Origin of the sequence: Peribacillus sp. NPDC101481, assembly GCF_044767165.1 — a bacterium.
GTDB lineage: Bacteria > Bacillota > Bacilli > Bacillales > DSM-1321 > Peribacillus.
On the sequence record NZ_JBIWNJ010000001.1, the window covers coordinates 939350 to 956716 of the forward strand.

Here is a 17367-nt window from a genome sequence, read left to right on the forward strand (position 1 = left end):
CTTTATAGACAGATTTAACGGAAAGTTGAGGTTTTAAACATGACAGAAAACAATAAACCCACAGCATTGATCATGATTTTTGGTGCTACCGGAGATTTAGCGAAAAGGAAATTGTTTCCTTCCATATATCGACTATTTCAAAAAGAGAAAATCAATAAGTTCGCCGTCGTTGGAGTGGCAAGGAGGCCATTGACGAACGAGGAGTTTCAAACAAGTGTCAAGGACTCGATACTTACGTTCGGACATGCGGAAGAAAAGGTCGACGAATTCATTTCCCATTTCCATTATCACTCCCACGACGTTTCCAGCTCGGAATCATACCTGCAGTTAAAAGACATTGCCGAAAAATTAGACGGACAATATCAATTAGAAGGAAACCGGATCTTCTATTTGGCGATGGCGCCTGAGTTTTTCGGAACGATTGCCGAACAGATTAAAGCACAAGGCCTGAGTGACACGGATGGATATAAGCGCCTGGTCATAGAAAAGCCATTTGGACACAGTTTCGAAACAGCACAAAAATTGAATGAGCAGATTCGAACTGCATTCGCTGAAGATGAAATCTACCGTATCGATCATTATTTAGGTAAGGAAATGGTACAAAATATCGAGGTCATCCGTTTTTCCAATGCCCTATTCGAGCCGCTTTGGAATAACAGATATATATCAAACATCCAGGTTACTTCAAGCGAAACACTTGGCGTTGAAGAACGCGGGCGTTATTATGAAACCAGCGGTGCCCTAAGGGATATGGTCCAAAACCATCTGCTGCAAATGGTGGCCTTGCTAGCCATGGAGCCTCCGATCGCTTTGACGACGGAAGAGATTCGAAGCGAAAAAGTGCGGGCATTGCGTTCACTTCGACCAATGAAAGTGGACGAAGTCAATCAATACTTCGTCCGAGGCCAGTATGGTGAAGGAACGATAGACGGTCAAACACTTCCGGCCTACCGCAATGAACATAACGTAAATCCGGAATCAAACACAGAGACCTATGTTGCGGGTAAATTGATGATTGATAACTTCCGATGGGCCGGTGTTCCTTTTTATATCCGCACCGGTAAGAGAATGGATGTCAAATCAACGAATATCGTTGTTCAATTCAAAGATATCCCAATGAACCTGTATTATAAAACGGAAGAAACACTGAACCCGAATCTTCTCGTTATCAATATCCAGCCTGACGAAGGTATCACATTGTACCTGAATGTGAAGAAATCCGGGACGACATCCAATACAAAGCCAATGAAGCTGACCGTCTCGAACAAAGGGATCGAACACATCAATTCTCCCGAGGCATATGAAAAGCTACTGTTTGACAGCATGCGCGGGGATGCTACAAACTTTACGCATTGGGACGAGGTTGCCCTCTCATGGAAGTTCGTCGATACCATTTCCAATGCATGGGAAAACACTAAAGACGAGTCTTTCCCTAACTATGAAGCTGGATCCACAGGTCCACTTGCATCCGATGAACTCCTGGCAGAAGATGAACATATTTGGTGGCAAGTCAAGAAAAACGAAAAATGATTGAAATGAAGAAGGGACGCAGATTTGAATCTGCATCCCTTTTTCATTCATGAAACACTCTTCCTCAGCAATTTATCACGGATAATATGATACATTTCCTTGGGCTTAGACATTTCTTCCCCCACTTCCGAATTGAGCCAAAATGAAACACCGAATTCTAAGGCGATGAAAAATAAAAATATGGCTACAGCCCACCAGATGATGAACATAAGTCACCCGCTCCTTCTCTCTTCTATCTGCCTACTTGTATCCTACGGTCCGTCCATCTCTTTCAATGTTTATATTCCTCTTTTCGCAGGTGTTTAAACCTAAAAAGCATGGATGAATGACATACATCATACTATGTTTTTCCTAAAAAAGGTAAATTAATTGGAACTATTTACAACTAGTTCATCTTTACCATTTTAACCCTTCCAACCTCTTTATAGAAATAGAATGGTAAGTCCTTGCTAAGGTTACACTAGAAAAGGCGCCAGTGACGGCACCACTAACTTCGATGTGGAGGGATTAAACGATGGACATTCGTGAAGGATTAATTCCAACAGCCTTGGGCACAGCCGTGACAGCTGCGGGTTATGCAATGAAGCAGACCCGTGGCTCAAACAAAATGGTAGCTAATACGGTTTTTGGTTTCGGTCTGGCACATGTTGTATTAGGGGTCATTGACCTTGTAGAGCATCGGAGATAGTAAAAAAAGAGGGCGCCAAGCGCCCTCTTTTTTTACTACAACTGGATCCCGAAACAAAAAAGCCGGTTTAAAAGGGAATCCCCTTCAAAGCCGGCTTGAACTTTTTATTTTTCCATCCATTCGGTATGGAACGTTCCTTCTTTATCAATGCGTTGATAAGTATGAGCTCCAAAATAGTCACGCTGTGCCTGAATAAGATTAGCTGGCAGCGTTTCTGTACGATAGCTGTCGAAATAGGCAAGTGCTGATGACAAGCAAGGAACCGGGATTCCATTCATCACTGCCGTTGATACTACCTCACGCAAAGCTCCTTGATAGCTTTCGACGATTCCTTGGAAGTAAGGATCTAGAAGAAGGTTGTTCAAGTTCGCTTCACGATCGTATGCTTCCTTGATTTTTTGGAGGAATTGTGCACGGATGATACATCCGCCACGGAAAATCATCGCGATGTCCCCATATTGCAAGTTCCAGTCATTTTCTTCCGATGCTGCTTTCATTTGTGCAAATCCTTGTGCATATGAACAGATTTTGCTCATATAAAGTGCTTTACGGATACTTTCGATCAAAGCCTTTTTGTCGCCTGTAAATGATTCGGCTTTTGGCCCACGAAGGATTTTACTCGCTTCAACACGCTCGTCCTTGATTGCTGAAATAAACCGGGCGAATACGGATTCCGTAATGATTGGAAGCGGAACACCAAGATCAAGCGCACTTTGACTTGTCCATTTCCCAGTACCTTTTTGGCCAGCTTTATCTAAAATGACATCGACCATCGGCTTGCCGGTTTCTTCATCATATTTTTTAAATATATCAGCAGTAATTTCAATTAAATAGCTATCAAGTTCCCCTTCATTCCATTCAGAGAAGACTTCATGCAATTCTTGAGCAGATAATCCAAGAAGATTTTTCAGAAGGAAATAAGATTCGGAAATCAATTGCATGTCTCCGTATTCAATACCATTATGTACCATTTTAACATAATGACCTGCCCCATCCGGTCCGATATACGTGCAGCAAGCATCCCCATCGACCTTAGCTGAAATGTCCTTCAAGATCGGTGCAACCAGTTCATATGCTTCTTTTTGACCTCCAGGCATGATGGATGGACCTGTCAGAGCTCCTTCTTCCCCTCCTGACACGCCTGTACCGATGAAATGGATGCCAAGCTTGCTTAACTCCTCATTGCGGCGCTGAGTGTCCTTGAAGAAGGTATTCCCTCCATCAATAACGATATCACCTTTTTCAAGTAACGGTTTTAACTGCTCGATTGTTGCATCCGTTGCCGCTCCTGCTTTAACCATCAATAAAATTTTGCGGGGTGTTTCCAAAGAATTGACGAATTCTTCAAGCGTATAAGCGGCTGTTACGTTTTTGCCTTCCGCTTCCTTCATCATTTCGTCCGTTTTTGATCCTGAGCGATTATACACGGAAATTGAATATCCCCTGCTTTCAATATTAAATGCAAGGTTCTTGCCCATTACGGCTAGTCCGATAACGCCAATCTGCTGTTTTGTCATGATTCATCTTTCCCTTCTCTATATCTTTACACAGCCTGTACGCTAATCTTTGTCAAAAGAAGGATCATTCCTCCTGGTTTGCTCAAAGAAATCTTTACTGAAGCTAGTGTCTGTTCCAATTGAACGATTTTTCAAGGGTAATCCCTTTTTAATAATATTTTCTCCGTACTTATTTTGCAAGTGTTCCATCGCTTCATACAGAGGTTCTTTTTCTGCATCCTCTTGAAAGGAGAAAATATCCAGTTGCTTGAAGGCCGACTCTTTTTCGATGACATCATAGGCAGTGACACCAAGAAGCCTGATTCCTTCCCCATTCCAATTTTTCATGAATAGATCGATAGCTCCATCCAAAATATCCTTTTTTTCAAAAACTGGATTAGGAACCGTTCTGCTTCTCGTTATAGTGCGGCGGTCTTTGTAACGGATCGTCACACCTATTTTTTGACCAAGCAGGCGTTTATTTCTCAAACGGACGGCTACCTTGCCGGAAAGCTTATCCAATACACCAATCAGTTCTTTTTGATTGGCAGAGTCATGCGGAAGAGTTGTCGAGTTCCCAATGCTCTTATGCTCAAAAATCGCTTCGGGATCCACTACTCTGGGGTCGATTCCATTAGCCCTATCTTTCAAACGGATGCCATTGATACCAAGTAGCTGTTTAAGTTGACTATCATTGGCGTGTGCTAGGTCCCTTATCGTCTTTATCCCGATAGTTTGAAGCTTTTCCGAGGTCTTATCCCCGATGCCGTGCATTTCGCCAACTTGTAAAGGCCAGAGCTTTTCCGGAATGTCCCGTTTCCTTAACACAGTGATTCCCATAGGTTTCTTCATATCGGAAGCAGTTTTGGCCAAAAACTTATTAGGGGCAATCCCGATGCTGCAAGGGAGATCCATCGTATTAAAAATTCTTTCCTGAATGCTATTGGCTATATCTAAAGGCGAACCCAACTCGGCGCATTCACTAATATCCAGATACCCCTCATCAATCGAAACCGGTTCAACCATCTCTGTATATTGCCTCAATACATCGAAAATAGCCAGTGATGCCTTTCGATAGCGCTCGAAATTCGGTTTCTGAATGACTAATTGAGGACATAGTTTTTTTGCCTGCCAAATCGGCATGGTCGTTTTAACCCCGAACTTCCTCGCCTCATAGCTGCAGGTGACGATTATCCCCCTTCTCTCTTCAACATTGCCCGCAATGGCTAGCGGTTTGCCTTTCAATGAAACATCATATGACATTTCCACTGAAGCATAGAAACTATTCATGTCTACATGGAGAATGACCCTGCCATTTTTGGGATACATGTCCTTCATGTTTGACCGTCACATCCTTGTAAAAATAAGAAACACCGGATTATAGGGACAATAAAAAACCATTTCTATTAAGGTACCCCTATTTATCTTTGGTAACCTCGGTGAAAGATGCTCCACTCCAAGAAAAACAGCCATCATGTCATTGATGACTGTAATCCTACAATACTTTGAACGCCTTCCAAATATATACGAGTTCTTGCTGATCAATGTCGTAATCAAACGGCAATACCGATTACTTAATAAGGCACCGTTCAATGGGTATAAATCAAGAATTTCACGGGTTCAATCGAAAAGGCATATCCCTTATCCTTCGCAAGAAATGCGACCACCTTTTCGATTCACTCAGGAAAACTCCTACATTACACTGTCATATTGCAGGTGATTATTCCCCTGATACTTCTTTGATGATAGCGACGACCATTTCAGCTAGCTTCGTTAATTCCTCAACCGGAATTCTTTCATTCGTAGTATGGATATCTTCATAGCCCACTGCGAGATTGACAGTAGGGATGCCAAAGCCTGCAATGACATTCGCATCGCTTCCTCCGCCGCTTTTAACCAGCTCGCATGGACGGCCGATTTTCTCTGCTGCCTTCCTTGCAATTTCGACTACATGATCACCAGCACCATATTTAAAACCAGGATACATGACGTTAACTTCAACTTCAGCACGTCCGCCCATTTCAATGGCTGCAGTCTCAAATGCCTCTTTCATTTTCGCTACCTGTATTTCCATTTTTTCAGGAATCAAGGATCTTGCTTCTGCAAGGATTTCCACATGGTCACAAACAATATTGGTTTGCTGTCCACCCTGGAAACGTCCGATATTGGCTGTCGTTTCCTCGTCGATTCTGCCTAATGGCATTCTAGAGATTGCTTTGGCAGCGATCGTAATGGCCGAAACGCCTTTCTCAGGAGCGACACCAGCGTGAGCAGTCTTGCCTAAAATGGTTGCAGACACTTTCGCCTGAGTAGGTGCAGCAACAACCACATTGCCCACTTTTCCATCACTATCAAGTGCAAAACCGAATTTAGCCGTTACAAGGGAGCGATCCAATGCCTTTGCACCAACCAAGCCAGATTCTTCACCGACTGTTATGATGAATTCGATTGTTCCATGTTCGATATTCTGTTCTTTCAACACTTTAAGCGTTTCTAGCATGACCGCTAATCCAGCTTTGTCATCCGCCCCTAAAATGGTCGTTCCGTCTGACACTATGTATCCATCTTTGATGGAAGGCTTGATTCCGTTCCCTGGAACAACCGTATCCATATGGGAGGTGAAATAAATGGTATCTACGCCTTCTTTCATTCCTTTTAAAGTACATACTAAATTCCCTGCACCATGACCGGTAACTGCTGTTGTATCATCTTCAAAAACTTCTACACCCAGTGCCCCGAATTTTTCTTTCAGCACTTTGGCGATGGCTGCTTCATTTTTCGTTTCGGAATCAATCTGCACCAATTCCATAAATTCATTAACTAAACGTTCTTCATTAATCATAAAATAAAACCTCCAAAAAAGTTTTCCTCTTTAATTATACTTCTAAAAGCCGCGCCCCGGCAAATAATGTGATAGGAAGAACCCAGCCTGATAAAACATGCTGGTCATTTCCCTGCCGGAGGGCCTTGTTAAAAAGATGAATGAAGACTTAAATATTGTTTTCTTTAAAATGATAGCTTCCCAGTATGGAAAAGAGCCCAAAACAGATGGTTTGGGCTCTTTTCCATGTTGATCACAACGGGATATTTCCGTGTTTTTTCCATGGTCGAGTTTCTTTTTTGTTGCGCAGCATTTCTAGAGATTGAATGATCTTAATCCTGGTTTCACGGGGATCAATAACATCATCCACCATTCCAAGACTTGCGGCAACATATGGATTGGCGAACTTCTCACGGTATTCTTCAATTTTAGCTGCACGTGTCGACTCTGGATCTTCGCTATTTTGTATTTCACGGGCAAAAATGATATTTGCCGCTCCAGCAGAGCCCATTACCGCAATTTCAGCATTCGGCCATGCAAACGTAAGATCCGCACCGATGGATTTACTATTAAGTGCCACGTAAGCTCCTCCGTATGCTTTACGCAGGATGATCGTCAATTTTGGTACTGTCGCTTCCGAATAAGCATACAGGAGCTTTGCACCATGGCGAATGATCCCGCCATGTTCTTGTTTAACGCCCGGGAAAAAACCCGAAACGTCTTCAAACGTAATTAGCGGAATGTTAAACGAGTCACAGAAACGAATGAAACGGGCAGCCTTATCTGATGAATCAATATCAAGCCCCCCTGCCAACACCTTTGGCTGGTTACAGACAAGCCCCACTGATTTCCCTTTGATGCGCGCCAAGCCGACAACTATGTTTTTTGCAAAACCCTCTTGAACTTCCATAAAGGAATCCTCATCGACAACCTGCTCCAATACTTTCCGGACATCATATGGACGGATCCCTTCATAAGGTACTACATCCGTTAAGTCCGGACGGTAGTCATCTCCATCGTCAGCTTCCAAAACCGGCGGCTTCTCTTCATTATTTTGTGGAAGATAGCTCAGGAGGCGTCTAACGTCTGCCAGTACTTGCTCCTCAGATGCCCCCTTGAAATGGGCATTACCGCTTATGGTATTATGTACAGTCGCTCCACCCAATCCTTCAGATGAAATCTTTTCACCTGTAACCGTTTCAATGACTTTAGGCCCTGTTATGAACATTTGGCTCGTTTTTTCAACCATGAAGACAAAGTCGGTTATGGCTGGGGAATATACGGCTCCGCCTGCACAAGGTCCCATAATAACCGAAATCTGTGGAATGACCCCTGAATAAATCGAATTCCGGTAAAATATTTGGCCATATCCGTCAAGCGAAACTACACCTTCTTGAATACGAGCCCCGCCAGAATCGTTCAAACCAATGAATGGCGCTCCATTTTCCGCTGCCAAATCCATAACATTGGCAATTTTCAGAGCATGCATTTCACCGAGTGCTCCGCCAAAAACAGTAAAATCCTGTGAAAACAGATAAATGTCGCGGCCGTTGACCTTGCCGTAACCGGTGACAACCCCTTCTCCCGGCCCTTCTTCCTTTTCCATGCCAAAATTGGTATTACGGTGTTTGATAAAAGGATTAAGCTCTATGAAAGTACCCGGATCAACTAAAAGTTCAATTCTTTCCCTTGCAGTTAGTTTTCCCTTTTCATGCTGCTTATCGATTCTTTCTTCACCGCCGCCCATTTCCACTTTACGGCGTCTGTCATATAGGTCATTGATTGTATCATATATGTCTGTCATTCCTGCTCCTCCTTTGATAATGCTTGTTCACAAAGCTCATATAATACACCCGCGGTTGACTTGGGATGAACGAAAGCAACATTCGCATTGTGCGCTCCCTTTCTTGATGAGTCATCAATCATGCGCAATCCAGATTCTTTGATTTCCTTTATTCTATCTTCAATATCATCGACCCCAAGGGCAACATGATGAATCCCTTCACCGCGTTTTTCAATGAATTTGGCGATTGGGCTTGCCGGTGATAACGCTTCCAACAACTCCAAACGCGTATTGCCTGCCAGGATGAAGGCCACTTTCACTCCTTGGCTCTCCACTGTCTCGATTCCTTCAAGTTGCAATTTCAACGTTTCCGTGTAAAGCGGCAAGGCTTCATCCAGGGACTTGACGGCAATACCGATATGATCGATATTTTTAATCATCATAAAAACCTCCATGCTATGTATTATTGGATGACTCCATTAAAATACTACTAATCTTGCATAAAACCTTTTAAGATTCGGAATAATATGAACATTATACTTTTACTTGTTTCTACTAAATGTTCAAGTTAAAATAAAATCAATTAAACTGTTTTAAGGGAGAGGGCATATGGGAAACAAGAAAATCAGAAAAATCGTCGTGTATTTAATGCTTATCTCAATGTTATTAACAAGCTTATTATCAGGTATCGCATTTCTTTTGTAATAGACACCGTAATCGGGAGGGAAGCAAAGCTTCCCTCTCTTTATTTTATCGCTCCATTTTTCTTTGCCAACGTTTTGAAATCCTCGTTCGATATGGTGATCAACACCTTAGTGCCGATGGGGACTTTTTCGTACAAACGCTCTACATCGGATTTATGCATCCGTACACAGCCATTTGATATGTATTTACCAATTGATGATGGCTGATTCGTACCATGGATGCCGTAAATCCTCCCATCGGTATTTCGTGCATCGAATCCAATCCACCGCGACCCGAGAGGGTTCCTTGGATCGCCTCCAGGAATATTCTTTTTCCGGTAATATGGATTGACCGCTTTTACTTTTACCGTGAAAATCCCTTCAGGCGTCAGTTCCTGACTCTTTCCCGTACCGACCGGCAGAATCTCCTTGACCTCGTTATCATCAATGAACGCCAATTTATTGTTGGCTTTATTGATGATGATAAACGGATCGCCAGGCTTGACCGACTGAGGTTGGGCCTGTACCTGAAGCGGCCACAACGATAGCATAAGCAACAAAGAAAGGATCCATTTCATTTGTATCAATTCCTTTACTTTTTTGCTTAGTTTAAGCCAAGTGCCTCTTTTTCATTCGGTTGCTGGTCAGCTCGGGCAACCCCTTGAAAGAATGCTTCAACAATAAATAGCGCTCCATTTCCTTCATGAGCTGCAGTAATGCGGCCCTGGATTCGAACTCTTCCCGTGTCTGCGGCAGTGCCATTCCCCTAAAATGAATCTCCATTTCTTCAAGTTTTTTCAGATAAAGAATGGCCGTATTTTGCGGGTGGACGTTTTCTGCCAAATCTTCTATAAAATCAGCCACTATCCCGCTTTGCTTGACGACCAACGGAATATTCGTGACTAGGGGAAGAATTCGTTCAATTATTTCAAATTGCTTTTCACGCATTTTGAAATAATGGTAATACAGGTCTTCTTCCCTTAAAAAATGATTTTCCACATCCCTGAAGGCAAGGCTTTTGGCCTGATTAAGAAGATTGGCCGTTTCGGTGATTTCCTTACCATCCCATGTGTGATCATTATCCCTTAAGTAGCGGACAATCCCCATCAAGATCGCACTAAAATTAGTTTCGATACTTTCCTGATAGGCCAGCAGTTTGTCATCGACACTGGGCATGTACAGGTTCATGACAAGCGCCACTCCAACTCCAACTGCAATTAATATCGTTTCATTGATCAGCAGGGAAAAAGTGATGTCACCAGACCCATATAGGTGCATGATGATGACGCTGCTCGTTACAATCCCCTCATTAATCTTCAAGGCAACTGTCGTTGGAATGAAAATCAAGAGGATCAAACCTATTACCAGCGGGTGGAATGCGATGAACTGAAACAATAGGGATGCATAGGCCATTGCAATCAAACAAGCTAATAACCGGTGCCAGGAGGCATACACCGACTTCTTTTTCGTAACTTGAATGCATAAGATCGCAATGATTCCCGCAGCAGAGAAATATTCGAGATTAAGCATTTGTGCAATAATAATTGCCAGGGTGGCCCCCAAAGCAGTTTTAATCGTCCTGTATCCGATTTTAAACATTGTTATGTATCACCTGGCTCTTTCTCTATCTATTATAATACTATCAGGAAATGAGATATTTTCACAGTCCTTTGCGAGTTAAATTTCCAATTTTTCTAAATACATTCACGCAAAAATACATTATAGGAAAAAAATAAAAAAGGTAACCTAAACGTTACCTTTTTTCACAATTATATACTATTCACTTTAACTTATAAAACTTTTTCCAAAAAGTCTTTTGCACGCTGGCTTTTCGGATTGGTAAAGAATTCTTGCGGAGCACTTTCCTCAACGAGCAGACCTCCGTCCAGGAATAGTACTCGATCGGCCACTTCTTTGGCAAACCCCATTTCATGCGTTACGATCAGCATGGTCATCCCCGTATGTGCCAGTGACTTCATAACCTCAAGCACTTCTTTTACCATTTCGGGATCAAGCGCTGAAGTCGGCTCATCGAAAAGCATTACTTCCGGGTTCATTGCCAATGCCCGTGCAATAGCGACCCTTTGTTTTTGTCCGCCTGACAGTCGATTTGGATAAGCCGATTCTTTATCGGCCAAACCGACTTTAGTCAAAAGCTCACGAGCTTGTTTTACAGCCTCGGCCTTTGATAATTTTTTCACCTTCATTGGTGCATATGTCAGATTCTCCAGTACGGTTTTATGCGGAAATAAATGAAAATGCTGAAATACCATTCCGACATTTTCACGCACCTTCATGATATTGGTCTTTTTTTCAGTGATGATTTGATCTTTAAACCTGATTTGACCATCAGTTGGAGTTTCCAGCATATTGATGCAGCGCAAGAAAGTTGATTTTCCCGACCCTGATGGACCGATGATCGCTAACACTTCACCTTGCCCTATCTCGGTGCTGATTCCTTTTAATACCTCGAGCTTGCCATAGTTTTTTTTGAGTCCATCAATTTTAATCACTGCGTCTCATTCTCCTTTCAATCACTTTGCCTAAGATGGTGAGAACCATGACCATCACATAATAAATGAGGCCGGCAAATAATATCGGCTCGAAGAATTTATATGTCTCACCGCCGACAATATAAGAACGGCGCATGATATCCCCTAATCCAATAATGGTGACGACGGCTGATTCCTTCGTTAAGGAAATCAATTCGTTCACAAGGGATGGCAGGATATTCTTGATGGCCTGCGGTAGGATAATATTAAGCATCATTCCTGAATAGGGAACACCAAGTGCAAGCGAAGCCTCGCGTTGGCCTTTATCGACAGCTAAAATGCCTCCCCTGATAATTTCAGAGATGTATGCTGCTGAATTTAGCCCGAATGCTAAAAATGCTGCTTGGAACGCTTCGATTTGAATCCCTAATATTTGTGGTGAACCAAAATAAATCAGCATTAATTGCAGCACTAAAGGGGTACCGCGAAAAATGGATGTATAAAAGTCAGCAATCCAATTTAAGGGCTTGATTCTGCTGATCTTAAGTATAGATAATAATATTCCCAAAACAAATCCGATTACTGCCGCTACCGCTACAACCTTTAATGTAGTCGGTATCCCCTCCAGGATATATGGAAGGGAAGGAATAATCCTTTCAAATTCAAGATTCACTCCATTCATCCTCTCTTATGAAGGCCGTTAACGGGCCTTTCTCCTGCTTCATTTTATTAACAATAAAGCGCGGAAAAACGTTCAGAAGGCATTCTGAACGCTTTTCATCTCTCTGTTTTATTCAGTTTCACTGCCACCGAACCATTTTAATATTAATTTTTCCATTTCGCCATTTTCCATCATTTTTTTCAACTCGGCATTGAATTCTTCAGTTAACTTGCTTCCTTTTTGGAATGCGATTGCCGAACCGGCATCTTGATCACCAGACTCGATCACATGGCCCACCAATTCTTTATTATCTTTCAAGTAGCCTTTTGCAACAGTATCTTCCATGATCACGGCGTCAAAACGTCCTGTTGACATTTCTTGAACAACTTCTGGAATACGATTCCGTTTTTCAACTTTCATCCCGATATTTTGGGATTTATTCAAATCATTTGCCAATGTCTCCTGGATGGATGCAAGCTGTACGCCTACCGTTTTCCCTTTTAAATCTTCAACAGTTTTGATCTTACTGTCCTCTGTCGTGATGATCATGTTTTTAGCTGTATAGTAAATATCACTGAAATCGACTGATTGCTCACGTTTTTCAGTTGGAGTCATTCCAGAGATAACGAAATCGACCGATTTATTTTCCAGAGCAGGAACAAGACTATTAAAGTCAATGTCCTTCACTTGGACTTCATAACCTAATTTTTTTCCGATTGCTTTAGCGATATCAATGTCAAATCCTTTGATTTCATCACTTTTAGACGTTTCAACAAATTCAAATGGCGGATAATCCGCAGATGTTCCCATTACCAGAACCTTTTTGTCTTCTTTGTCAGCTGTGTTCTTATCTTCTTTCTCTGATGTTCCGCATGCCGCTAAAATACCTACTAATAAAACAGAAGTAAGCAACAATGCTAACTGCTTTTTCAACTTCATTATTATTCCTCCAAAATGATATTTTCAATTCTCTTGTTATTAAATTCGGTTTAGTTAAAATTTGAATAACTAATATTCATACACTAATGTGTATTTTAACACACTCTAATAATTATTCAATAACGTAAATAATAGATTCATTTTTCAGAATATTACTATAATTCCATTTCTGGATTCACGCTTTTTCCTTAAAGGGAATATTTCGGCTTCCTTATCTATCTTCTTTCCTAAACGTTCCTTATTTATGCAGATTCATGAATAAAAAAACCCGCCGATTGGGCGGGTTTTTTAGGTTATCGCTATGGGTTACACTTCTTCGCAATATTGATCGAAGTAGTCTTGTAATTTTTCTACTACAGACATCGGGTGGTGTCCTTCAATTTCATGGCGCTCTATCATCGTGATGATTTTTCCATCCTTAAGCAATGCAAATGATGGAGATGACGGCGGATATCCTTCGAAATAATCACGGGCTTTCTCCGTCGCCTCTTTATCTTGCCCAGCAAAAACGGTTACAAGCTGATCTGGGCGTTTATCATTATGGATTGCATGTGCCGCTGCAGGTCTAGCTATTCCCCCGGCGCAGCCACAAACGGAGTTGACCATAACAAGTGTCGTTCCTTTTTGTGCAAATACTTCCTCAACTTCCTCGGGAGTAGTCAATTCTGTATATCCAGCAGTCTTTATCTCATCGCGAGCCTGTTTGACTACGTCGTTCATTAAAAAATTAAAATCCATATTCATGGCATGTGCTCCTTCCAAGTTTTCTCTTCAATCCTATCATAACAATTGCGACTTCGTGATTCAATAAATTTACCTGTCAAAACTGCATAAACCATTTCCGAACACGTTTAAAACGAAAGGTAAGCGGGAATCATGTGTGTAACAACAAGACTTACAAAAGGATGGGGCAGGCGTGGGAGACAATCCACGCCTGCCTCATCCCATTTCTTTTTAATTTGACTTAAATGTATCGGTAAAAGATTGAAAGGCCTGCTTAACAGCAGCAGTGACCGTTTTATTCCCTGACATCACTTGATTCTCGAGAATTGGGAGAAGACTCTTGACTGTTTCATTTTTATAAAACATCATTTTAAGCTGGTGATCCATCAATGAATAAAGCCATTCCTTAGATTGCATTCTTCTCCGTTCTTGAAAAACACCCGATTCCTTGGTCAAATCGGAAAATTCATTCATTACATCCCAAAGCTCAGGAATTCCTTTACCGGTTATGGCTGAACAAGTATATGCCTTTCCTGCCCAACCCTTTGTTGCTGGCTGAAGGAAGTGCAAGATTCTGCTATATTCGGACTTCGTCCTAATCGCCAGCGGAATGTTCTCTCCATCGGCTTTATTGACCACAATTCCGTCCACAAGTTCCAGAATACCTTTTTTCATCCCTTGTAATTCATCTCCGGCACCTGTAAGGACAAGGAGCATGAAGAAGTCGACCATACTTCGAACTATAGCTTCACTCTGACCGACACCGACCGTTTCAATCAGTATCACATCAAATCCTGCCGCTTCACAAAGCAACATCGTTTCCCTCGTTTTGCGGTGAACTCCTCCTAGAGTGCCTTCGGATGGAGAGGGTCTTATGAAGGCATAGGGGTTTCTTGCCAGCTCCTCCATCCTTGTCTTATCGCCTAGTATACTTCCGCCATTGATCGAAGAGCTTGGATCGACGGCTAGAACGGCAACCTTATGGCCCCTGTCACACAAATAGGTTCCGAACGTCTCGATGAAGGTACTTTTTCCGGCACCGGGCACTCCGGAAATCCCGATGCGAATCGAATTTCCTGTATGAGGAAGGATGCTATGCAATAATTCCTGTGCATGATCCAAGTGGTGGGATGCATTGCTTTCAACCAATGTAATCCCTTTAGCCAGCTTGGCCCTGTCACCTTTTATGATTCCCTCTTTAAGTTCATGGACCGGTATGTTTACATTATGTTTTTTGACGAATTTGCTTTTAGAAGGTTTGTTATGGCTTGCTGCTAATTCTACACCTGGCTTTAATGAAGAAGCAAAACCTTCTTGATTGTTTTGATCGACCCATTCGGGCTTCTTGTCTTCACTCATTATTGAGCCACTTCCTCATATCCGAGGCGATTGTATATTTCCTGAAGCACTTTCTTTGCTGCCTGCGGAATGACCGTACCAGGTCCAAAAATGGCTGTAGCTCCATTTTCCATTAGGTAATCATAATCCTGTGCAGGGATGACGCCGCCTACGATCACTATAATGTCCTCACGTCCCAAGTTCTTCAGTTCCGTCATAAGCTGCGGCAACAATGTTTTATGGCCGGCAGCAAGCGAACTCATTCCGACTACATGCACATCATTTTCCACGGCCTGGATGGCGGTTTCTTTCGGTGTTTGGAATAATGGACCGATATCGACATCATAGCCCAAATCCGCAAACCCCGTTCCGACTACTTTAGCTCCGCGATCATGACCGTCCTGACCCATTTTAGCCATTAACAAACGCGGTCTTCTTCCTTCATTTTCAAGAAACTCTTCCGTCATGCGGACGACTTCTTCAATTTCCGCTTCCTTTGAGTATGCCGAGCTGTATACACCGCTGATAGAACGGATCGTTGCTTTGTGACGTCCAGCAACCTCCTCAATCGCATCGGAGATTTCACCTAATGAAGCCCGTACTCTTGCAGCTTGCACAGCCAGTTCAAGAAGATTGCCTTCGCCAGTTCTGGCAGCCATGGATAGCGCTTGAAGGGCTTCATCCACCTTTTCCTGATCACGTTTCGCTTTTAATTCGCTCAAACGCTTAAGCTGACTTTCGCGAACTGCTGTATTATCAATCTCCAGTATTTCAATCGGATCTTCTTTTTTCAAACGATACTTATTTACACCTACGATCGTTTCATCCTGAGAATCGATTTTAGCCTGACGCTTTGCAGCGGCTTCCTCGATCCTCATTTTTGGAAGGCCGGTTTCAATAGCCTTCGCCATTCCGCCAAGGCCTTCGATTTCTTCTATGTGAGCCCAAGCCCGTTCGATCAATTCATTTGTGAGTGATTCTACATAGTATGAACCCGCCCATGGATCGATTACTTTTGTGATCCCCGTTTCCTCCTGCAGATATAACTGTGTATTACGTGCAATTCGTGCCGAGAAATCCGTTGGCAGGGCAATGGCCTCATCCAATGCGTTCGTATGCAGGGACTGTGTATGCCCAAGTGCAGCGGCATGCGCTTCAATAAGGGTCCTTGCGACATTGTTAAACGGATCCTGCTCGGAGAGGCTCCAGCCGGAGGTTTGGGAATGGGTTCTCAATGCCATCGCTTTATTATTTTTCGGCTCGAATTGTTTCATCAGTTTTGACCAAATGAAACGAGCCGCCCGCATTTTCGAGACTTCCATGAAATAGTTCATTCCTACAGCCCAGAAGAATGACAGTCGTGGTGCGAACTTATCGATATCAATACCTGCTTTCATTCCGGTACGTGCATACTCAAGCCCATCAGCCAACGTATAGGCAAGTTCGATATCAGCCGGTGCCCCCGCTTCTTGCAGATGATAACCGGAGATGGAAATGGAATTGAATTTGGGCATATATTTGGATGTATACTCAAATATATCAGCTATGATTTTCATGGACATTTCAGGTGGGTAGATATACGTATTCCGAACCATGTATTCCTTTAAGATGTCATTTTGAATCGTGCCTGAAAGCTTATCCTGTGTTACGCCTTGTTCTTCAGCTGTCACGATATAAAATGCAAGAATGGGTAATACTGCGCCGTTCATCGTCATTGACACGGACATTTGATCAAGCGGAATGCCGTCAAATAGGATTTTCATGTCAAGAATTGAATCAATGGCAACTCCCGCCTTTCCCACATCACCGACAACGCGTGGATGATCGGAGTCATAACCGCGGTGTGTAGCTAAATCAAAGGCAACTGAGAGCCCTTTTTGCCCCATCGCCAGGTTACGTCTGTAAAACGCATTGGATTCCTCAGCAGTCGAAAAACCTGCATACTGACGTACCGTCCAAGGACGATTGACATACATCGAAGGATACGGTCCTCTTGTAAAAGGAGCGATGCCTGGCACACTTTCCATATGCTCCAAGTCACGATTATCTTTCTCAATATAAAGCGGTTTGATTTTTATTTGTTCATTGGTTTCAAACAAAAGATCCTCAATGTTTTTCCCAACGGCTTTTTCGGCTTCCTTTTTCCATGCCTCCACCGTACCTTTAACCTCAGACTTAGCAGGATTTATAGCAGAAAAATTCGGTTTTTTCAT

The 17367-nt window shown here is 42.7% G+C and carries 17 protein-coding genes; 3 read left to right on the forward strand and 14 right to left on the reverse strand.

Annotated features, from left to right (window positions below):
* Positions 1 to 39: 39 nt before the first annotated feature.
* Positions 40 to 1530: a glucose-6-phosphate dehydrogenase gene (zwf, locus tag ACIROD_RS04485; RefSeq protein WP_402938307.1), complete on the forward strand. Its 1491-nt coding sequence runs from the start codon at positions 40 to 42 to the stop codon at positions 1528 to 1530.
* Between the two features lie 47 nt (positions 1531 to 1577).
* Here the strand turns inward: zwf and ACIROD_RS04490 are convergent, their stop codons facing one another.
* A complete protein-coding gene (locus ACIROD_RS04490; protein WP_157831000.1) occupies positions 1578 to 1739 on the reverse strand; it encodes a hypothetical protein in 162 nt (53 codons plus the stop codon).
* Positions 1740 to 2044: 305 nt separating this feature from the next.
* Here ACIROD_RS04490 and ACIROD_RS04495 point away from each other — a divergent pair, with 305 nt between their 5' ends.
* Positions 2045 to 2218, forward strand: a complete 174-nt coding sequence (locus ACIROD_RS04495; protein WP_034308217.1) for a hypothetical protein — start codon at positions 2045 to 2047, stop codon at positions 2216 to 2218.
* A gap of 104 nt (positions 2219 to 2322) precedes the next feature.
* On the opposite strand, the gene gndA is transcribed toward ACIROD_RS04495, so the two are convergent.
* The 5 genes from gndA to mce form a co-directional block, all read right to left on the reverse strand.
* On the reverse strand, positions 2323 to 3735 hold the full coding sequence (gene gndA / locus ACIROD_RS04500; RefSeq protein ID WP_101222501.1) for an NADP-dependent phosphogluconate dehydrogenase: 1413 nt from the start codon (positions 3733 to 3735) through the stop codon (positions 2323 to 2325).
* Positions 3736 to 3777: 42 nt separating this feature from the next.
* Positions 3778 to 5052: a DNA polymerase IV gene (locus ACIROD_RS04505; RefSeq protein WP_101222502.1), complete on the reverse strand. Its 1275-nt coding sequence runs from the start codon at positions 5050 to 5052 to the stop codon at positions 3778 to 3780.
* 382 nt (positions 5053 to 5434) lie between these two features.
* The gene (locus tag ACIROD_RS04510; RefSeq protein WP_101222503.1) at positions 5435 to 6556 is read right to left on the reverse strand and encodes a tripeptidase T; all 1122 of its coding nucleotides are present in this window, start codon (positions 6554 to 6556) and stop codon (positions 5435 to 5437) included.
* Positions 6557 to 6788: 232 nt separating this feature from the next.
* Positions 6789 to 8339 carry an acyl-CoA carboxylase subunit beta gene (locus ACIROD_RS04515; protein ID WP_402938312.1) on the reverse strand — a complete coding sequence of 517 codons (1551 nt, stop codon included), beginning with the start codon at positions 8337 to 8339 and terminating at the stop codon, positions 6789 to 6791.
* Entirely contained in the window at positions 8336 to 8761 is a 426-nt protein-coding gene (gene mce / locus ACIROD_RS04520) for a methylmalonyl-CoA epimerase (protein WP_230176991.1), read from the reverse strand. Before mce ends, ACIROD_RS04515 begins: the two co-directional genes overlap by 4 nt.
* A 166-nt stretch (positions 8762 to 8927) precedes the next feature.
* Here mce and prli42 point away from each other — a divergent pair, with 166 nt between their 5' ends.
* Positions 8928 to 9023, forward strand: a complete 96-nt coding sequence (gene prli42 / locus ACIROD_RS04525) for a stressosome-associated protein Prli42 (RefSeq protein ID WP_155726463.1) — start codon at positions 8928 to 8930, stop codon at positions 9021 to 9023.
* Positions 9024 to 9063: 40 nt separating this feature from the next.
* Here prli42 and ACIROD_RS04530 read toward each other — a convergent pair whose 3' ends face one another.
* The 8 genes from ACIROD_RS04530 to scpA all read right to left on the reverse strand — a co-directional run bounded on the left by ACIROD_RS04530 (position 9064) and on the right by scpA (position 17367).
* Positions 9064 to 9579 (reverse strand): L,D-transpeptidase, encoded by a 516-nt coding sequence (locus ACIROD_RS04530; protein WP_063233115.1) that lies wholly within the window; start codon positions 9577 to 9579, stop codon positions 9064 to 9066.
* Between the two features lie 31 nt (positions 9580 to 9610).
* On the reverse strand, positions 9611 to 10600 hold the full coding sequence (locus ACIROD_RS04535) for an aromatic acid exporter family protein (protein ID WP_402938317.1): 990 nt from the start codon (positions 10598 to 10600) through the stop codon (positions 9611 to 9613).
* Positions 10601 to 10791: 191 nt separating this feature from the next.
* A complete protein-coding gene (locus tag ACIROD_RS04540) occupies positions 10792 to 11514 on the reverse strand; it encodes an amino acid ABC transporter ATP-binding protein (protein WP_101222507.1) in 723 nt (240 codons plus the stop codon).
* The gene (locus ACIROD_RS04545; RefSeq protein ID WP_101223460.1) at positions 11507 to 12166 is read right to left on the reverse strand and encodes an amino acid ABC transporter permease; all 660 of its coding nucleotides are present in this window, start codon (positions 12164 to 12166) and stop codon (positions 11507 to 11509) included. The genes ACIROD_RS04540 and ACIROD_RS04545 overlap by 8 nt, the downstream gene beginning before the upstream one ends.
* Positions 12167 to 12283: 117 nt before the next feature.
* Positions 12284 to 13087 carry a transporter substrate-binding domain-containing protein gene (locus ACIROD_RS04550; protein WP_170971507.1) on the reverse strand — a complete coding sequence of 268 codons (804 nt, stop codon included), beginning with the start codon at positions 13085 to 13087 and terminating at the stop codon, positions 12284 to 12286.
* Between the two features lie 312 nt (positions 13088 to 13399).
* The gene (locus ACIROD_RS04555) at positions 13400 to 13837 is read right to left on the reverse strand and encodes a BrxA/BrxB family bacilliredoxin (RefSeq protein ID WP_034308239.1); all 438 of its coding nucleotides are present in this window, start codon (positions 13835 to 13837) and stop codon (positions 13400 to 13402) included.
* A gap of 210 nt (positions 13838 to 14047) precedes the next feature.
* Entirely contained in the window at positions 14048 to 15175 is a 1128-nt protein-coding gene (gene meaB / locus ACIROD_RS04560) for a methylmalonyl Co-A mutase-associated GTPase MeaB (RefSeq protein ID WP_402938322.1), read from the reverse strand.
* Positions 15175 to 17367, reverse strand: coding sequence for a methylmalonyl-CoA mutase (scpA, locus tag ACIROD_RS04565; RefSeq protein ID WP_101222511.1), 2193 nt, complete (start codon positions 17365 to 17367; stop codon positions 15175 to 15177). Before scpA ends, meaB begins: the two co-directional genes overlap by 1 nt.

What these genes read in the sequence shown, in the direction of transcription:
- zwf (WP_402938307.1), top strand. Translation starts at nt 40, where the DNA reads ATGACAGAAAACAATAAACCCACAGCATTGATCATGATTTTTGGTGCT.
- ACIROD_RS04490 (WP_157831000.1), bottom strand. Translation starts at nt 1,739, where the DNA reads ATGTTCATCATCTGGTGGGCTGTAGCCATATTTTTATTTTTCATCGCC.
- ACIROD_RS04495 (WP_034308217.1), top strand. Translation starts at nt 2,045, where the DNA reads ATGGACATTCGTGAAGGATTAATTCCAACAGCCTTGGGCACAGCCGTG.
- gndA (WP_101222501.1), bottom strand. Translation starts at nt 3,735, where the DNA reads ATGACAAAACAGCAGATTGGCGTTATCGGACTAGCCGTAATGGGCAAG.
- ACIROD_RS04505 (WP_101222502.1), bottom strand. Translation starts at nt 5,052, where the DNA reads ATGAAGGACATGTATCCCAAAAATGGCAGGGTCATTCTCCATGTAGAC.
- ACIROD_RS04510 (WP_101222503.1), bottom strand. Translation starts at nt 6,556, where the DNA reads ATGATTAATGAAGAACGTTTAGTTAATGAATTTATGGAATTGGTGCAG.
- ACIROD_RS04515 (WP_402938312.1), bottom strand. Translation starts at nt 8,339, where the DNA reads ATGACAGACATATATGATACAATCAATGACCTATATGACAGACGCCGT.
- mce (WP_230176991.1), bottom strand. Translation starts at nt 8,761, where the DNA reads ATGATGATTAAAAATATCGATCATATCGGTATTGCCGTCAAGTCCCTG.
- prli42 (WP_155726463.1), top strand. Translation starts at nt 8,928, where the DNA reads ATGGGAAACAAGAAAATCAGAAAAATCGTCGTGTATTTAATGCTTATC.
- ACIROD_RS04530 (WP_063233115.1), bottom strand. Translation starts at nt 9,579, where the DNA reads ATGAAATGGATCCTTTCTTTGTTGCTTATGCTATCGTTGTGGCCGCTT.
- ACIROD_RS04535 (WP_402938317.1), bottom strand. Translation starts at nt 10,600, where the DNA reads ATGTTTAAAATCGGATACAGGACGATTAAAACTGCTTTGGGGGCCACC.
- ACIROD_RS04555 (WP_034308239.1), bottom strand. Translation starts at nt 13,837, where the DNA reads ATGAATATGGATTTTAATTTTTTAATGAACGACGTAGTCAAACAGGCT.
- meaB (WP_402938322.1), bottom strand. Translation starts at nt 15,175, where the DNA reads ATGAGTGAAGACAAGAAGCCCGAATGGGTCGATCAAAACAATCAAGAA.
- scpA (WP_101222511.1), bottom strand. Translation starts at nt 17,367, where the DNA reads ATGAAAAAACCGAATTTTTCTGCTATAAATCCTGCTAAGTCTGAGGTT.